This window comes from Rhodococcus aetherivorans (genome assembly GCF_011058165.1).
In the GTDB taxonomy this organism is placed as follows: domain Bacteria; phylum Actinomycetota; class Actinomycetes; order Mycobacteriales; family Mycobacteriaceae; genus Rhodococcus; species Rhodococcus aetherivorans.
The window spans coordinates 1-4,025 of the sequence record NZ_JAALEG010000167.1; the positions used below are offsets into that span (position 1 = coordinate 1).

Below are 4,025 nucleotides of genomic sequence, written 5' to 3' on the forward strand. Positions count from 1 at the left end.
CGTTCGACCAGTGGGGCGTCGAACTCGGCAAGACCCAGGCCCTGGCCCTGGCACCGGCCCTGACCGGCGCGGCGGACCCCGACACCGGCGACACCTCCACCGACACCCTCGTCCGCACCATCCGGCGGTGGCGTCAGAAGTAGAGCAGGCACCCCTCGTGGCGGGCTTGCACCGGTTTCCGACTGCGGAGACGGGGGCAAGCTCACCGATTCGGGCGCAAGCTCCGCCGCTCAGGCGGCGTGCGGGCGGGACCAGCGGCGCGTCGTGTGCACCCGGCCGCCGCCGTCCACGAGCCGGGCGGCGAGATCGTACTGCTCGAGCCACCGCACCGCCGGCGCCCCGCGGCGCAGCGCCGCCGCGGCCGCGGCGTCGGCCCACAGCGCGTCCCCGGCGATGACGGTCACCTGCGCCCACCGCCCGGCGACGTCGTTTCCGCCGTTCTCTTCCACCTCGTCGGGTTCGGCGGCGCGCACGCGCGTCGCCATCGCGCTGCCCGCCGGAAGTTCGACCGTGCCGGCTCCGGGGATGGCCACCTGCCAGCCCCCGGCGGGGCTGTGACCGGCGGTGGCCGTCACGTCGCCCATGCGCACCAGGACACCGCATTCGAGACTGCGTGCGACGGTCGCGGCGGCCCGATCGGCCGTGTCGGCCCTGGCCGTTTCGGTGATGTCGAGGTTGACGCCGAACGGGGCCAGCACGGTCTCGCCGTCGAGGTGGATGTCGCTGTAGTCCGGAAGCGGATGGATGGGCGGGGTGGCCTCCTCGTCGATTCCCGCGTCGTCGGCCGACAGGGGGCTCACCGCCCCGTCGGTCATCCGGGCGACCCAGAGCGCCGAGCGCAGCAGCGCCGACAGCCGCGGACTGACCTGCACGGGAATGCCCTGGGCGAGATTGACCTCGTGGATCTCCGCGTCGCCGCGCTGGGGGTTGCAGGCCGCCTCGGATTCTGCGATCGCGGCGCGCACCAGCGTTTCGGCCTCCACCAGTGCGGCGCACTCGGTGACGGCCACCTCGACCGGGACCCCCCACTCCCGCCATTCGCTGCTGCTGATCATGAGGGGCTCCGGCCTCGCTCGACGATCGTTGTCGTTACCCCAGTATGCCCCTGCGGATCGTCGCCGGTCGGATGCGCGCGAGAATCGCCACTGTTCAGATGCGCGCGAGAATCTCCACTGTTCAGATGCGCGCGAGAATCGCCGCGGTGTCCACGCCGGTCGGCATGGTCCCCAGGGCGATGCCCCAGTCGTCGCCCAGCCGCGTGGCGCAGAAGGCGTCCGCGACGGCGGGATGCCCGTGGCGCACGAGCTGTGCCCCCTGCAGCACCAGCGCCATCAGCTCCACGATCCGGCGGGCCCGGTATTCGACGTTCTCGAGGTCGGCGAGTTCCTTGCCGACCCGGGCCACGGCGTCGTCGAGCCGGGGGTCGGCGCCCTCGGCGAGGCGCAGCTCGGCGAAGAACGCGTCCACGGTCTCGGGCTGCTTGACCATCGCCCGCAACGCGTCGAGGGCGGCGACGTTGCCGGAGCCCTCCCAGATCGACATGAGCGGTGCCTCGCGGTACAGCCGCGGCATCCCGGATTCCTCGGCGTAGCCGTTGCCGCCGAGGCATTCGAGAGCCTCCGCGGCATGCGCGGGGGCGCGCTTGCACACCCAGTACTTGGTGACCGCGAGGGCGATGCGGCGCAGCGCCGCCTCCTGCGGATCGGTCGACGCGCGGTCCGTCGCGCCGGCGAGCCGCATCATCATGGTCGTCGCGGCCTCCGACTCGACGATCAGGTCGGCGAGCACGTTCCGCATGAGCGGCTGGTCGACGAGCAGGGCGCCGAACGCCTTCCGGTGCCGGGCATGATGCACCGCGCGCAATGTCGCCGCGCGCATCCCGGTCGCCGAGCCGATGACGCAGTCGAGGCGCGTCATGTTCACCATCTCGATGATGGTGTTGACGCCGCGGCCCTCCGCACCGACGAGCCAGCCGGTTGCGCCCTCGTATTCGATCTCGGAGGAGGCGTTGGACTTGTTCCCGAGCTTGTCCTTGAGCCGCTGGATGTGGATGCGGTTGCGGCTGCCGTCGGGAAGCACCCGCGGCAGCAGGAAGCACGAGACGCCGCTCCCGGTCTGCGTCAGGGTGAGGAACAGGTCCGACATCGGGGCGGAGGTGAACCACTTGTGCCCGACGATGCGATAGCTGCCGTCCGCCTGGGGGGTCGCCGTCGTCGTGTTGGCCCGCACGTCCGATCCGCCCTGCTTCTCGGTCATGGACATGCCGGCGATCAGGCCGCGCTTGGTGGACGGTTCGCGTAGCCCGAAGTCGTAGTGCGGGGCGGCGAGCAGCGGCTCGTACGTCGCGGCGAGTTCCGGGTTGTGCCGCAGCGCCGGGATCACGGCGTACGTCATGGAGATCGGGCACATGTGTCCCGCCTCCGCCTGGCCCCACACGTAGAACTTGGCGGCCCGGGCGACGTGCGCACCGGCCCGGGGGTCGCGCCACGGCGCCGCGTGCATGCCGTGCTCGACGGCCACCGTCATGAGGTCGTGCCAGTGCGGATGGAACTCGACCTCGTCGATGCGGTGCCCGTAGCGGTCGTGGGTGCGCAGCACGGGCGGGTACTCGTTGACGAGCCTGCCCCAGTCCTGCGCGCGCACGCCGCCGGCGAGCGCGCCGATCTCCCGGACCTCGTCCTCGGCCCAGGCCGCGCCCTCGCGGCGCAGGCCCTCGAGCAGCGCCGGGTCCGCCGCCGCCTGGTAGGGCACCAGATCCGGGACCTGGTTGAACACCTCGTGAGTGGCGGGAAAGTTCACCGGGTGGGGGGCGGGCGAATTCACTGTCGGGCTCCTATTGCGCGTAGGGCGAATGCGACGAGTTCGGGAACGGTGTCGGCGGCGGCCGCACCGGACTGCAGCGGACCGGTGAGGACCTCGCCGACGGCGCCGACGAGGGCGGCGGCGGCGAGGGCCGCGTTCCGGGGGGCGAGATCGCCCGAGTCGATGCCCCGGCGGACGGCCCCTTCGAACGCGGCCGCGAAGGCGCGGCGCAGCACCAGGCGCTCGGCGTCGACGGCCGCGTCGACGGGTTCGGCGAGCAGGGCGTAGGCCAGGGTGGGGTTGCGCATGGCGCGACGGGCGAAGGTCTCGACGACGGCGGCGACCTGCGCGGCGGCGCCGTCCGGCCGTGCCGTCTCGGCGGCGGCGACCACGGCGTCGACCTCCCGCCCGCACAGGCTGCGGAAGATGCGCACCATCAGCTCGGACTTGTCCACGTAGTGCCGGTAGACGCTGCCGGTGGCGACGCCGGCCCGCTCGGCGACGGCCGCGATGGACAGGCCCTGGTAGCCCCGTTCGGACAGCAGGCTCACCGCGGCGTCGGCGATCGCGTCGCGTTGCGCGTCGAGCCGTTGCTGCACGGCGGGGGTCCGGCGGTAGGCCACGAAAGAATTGAACCTCGATTCATAGCTTGGGTCAAGGATCGCGGCTACCGTCGGGGAGGTGAACCGGCTCAGCGTGGTGGACGAGATCTTCCTGCACAGACACCGTGGCCTCGGCATGCCCGTCGCCCTGCAGGGACTGTGGCGCACCGGCGACACCGTCGGCGCCCCCCTGCTGATCTCGCTGCACGACGCGCTCGGCCGCAGCCCCCTCGGCCGGCGCGTCGTGCGCCCGCACGTCCCCGGCGCGCGCCCCCGGCTCGAACCGGGTCACCACAGCTACCCGCTGCGCTACCCGCCCGAACCGATCCCCGCCGCCGACGTCCTCACCTGGGCGGACCAGCAGGCGGAGGTGGACGTCAACCCCGAACTCGGACCGGGATGGGCGCTGACCGCCACCCGGGTCGAGGGCGGCGGGACCGTCGTCTCGCTGGTGTGCTCGCACGTGCTCGCCGACGCGCGCGGCCTGATCGACGCCGTCGCCGACGCGCTGGCCGAGCGGATCCGCCCGTCCGACCCGGCGCGCGTCTCCGACGTGCGCGACGCCGCGCGCCTGGTCCGGCGCGTCGCCCGGGGCATGCGCCGGGCCCGCTGGTCCCCCGC

Annotated in this window: 3 protein-coding genes and 1 pseudogene; 1 reads left to right on the forward strand and 3 read right to left on the reverse strand. The window is 73.0% G+C overall.

Features of this window, described 5'->3' with window-relative positions; genetic code table 11:
* Positions 1-230 precede the first annotated feature (230 nt).
* The 3 genes from G6039_RS29745 to G6039_RS29755 all read right to left on the reverse strand — a co-directional run bounded on the left by G6039_RS29745 (position 231) and on the right by G6039_RS29755 (position 3,425).
* Positions 231-1,055 (reverse strand): FAD:protein FMN transferase, encoded by an 825-nt coding sequence (locus G6039_RS29745; protein WP_029541975.1) that lies wholly within the window; start codon positions 1,053-1,055, stop codon positions 231-233.
* 121 nt (positions 1,056-1,176) lie between these two features.
* Positions 1,177-2,799 (reverse strand): acyl-CoA dehydrogenase family protein, encoded by a 1,623-nt coding sequence (locus G6039_RS29750; RefSeq protein WP_029541971.1) that lies wholly within the window; start codon positions 2,797-2,799, stop codon positions 1,177-1,179.
* A 20-nt stretch (positions 2,800-2,819) separates the two neighbouring features.
* Positions 2,820-3,425 (reverse strand): TetR/AcrR family transcriptional regulator, encoded by a 606-nt coding sequence (locus tag G6039_RS29755; RefSeq protein WP_029541968.1) that lies wholly within the window; start codon positions 3,423-3,425, stop codon positions 2,820-2,822.
* A gap of 58 nt (positions 3,426-3,483) precedes the next feature.
* Here G6039_RS29755 and G6039_RS29760 point away from each other — a divergent pair.
* A pseudogene (locus tag G6039_RS29760) lies at positions 3,484-4,025 on the forward strand (hypothetical protein); the annotation flags it as partial.

Coding starts and splice junctions, on each gene's coding strand:
- G6039_RS29745 (WP_029541975.1), bottom strand. CDS start 1,055: ATGATCAGCAGCAGCGAATGGCGGGAGTGGGGGGTCCCGGTCGAGGTG.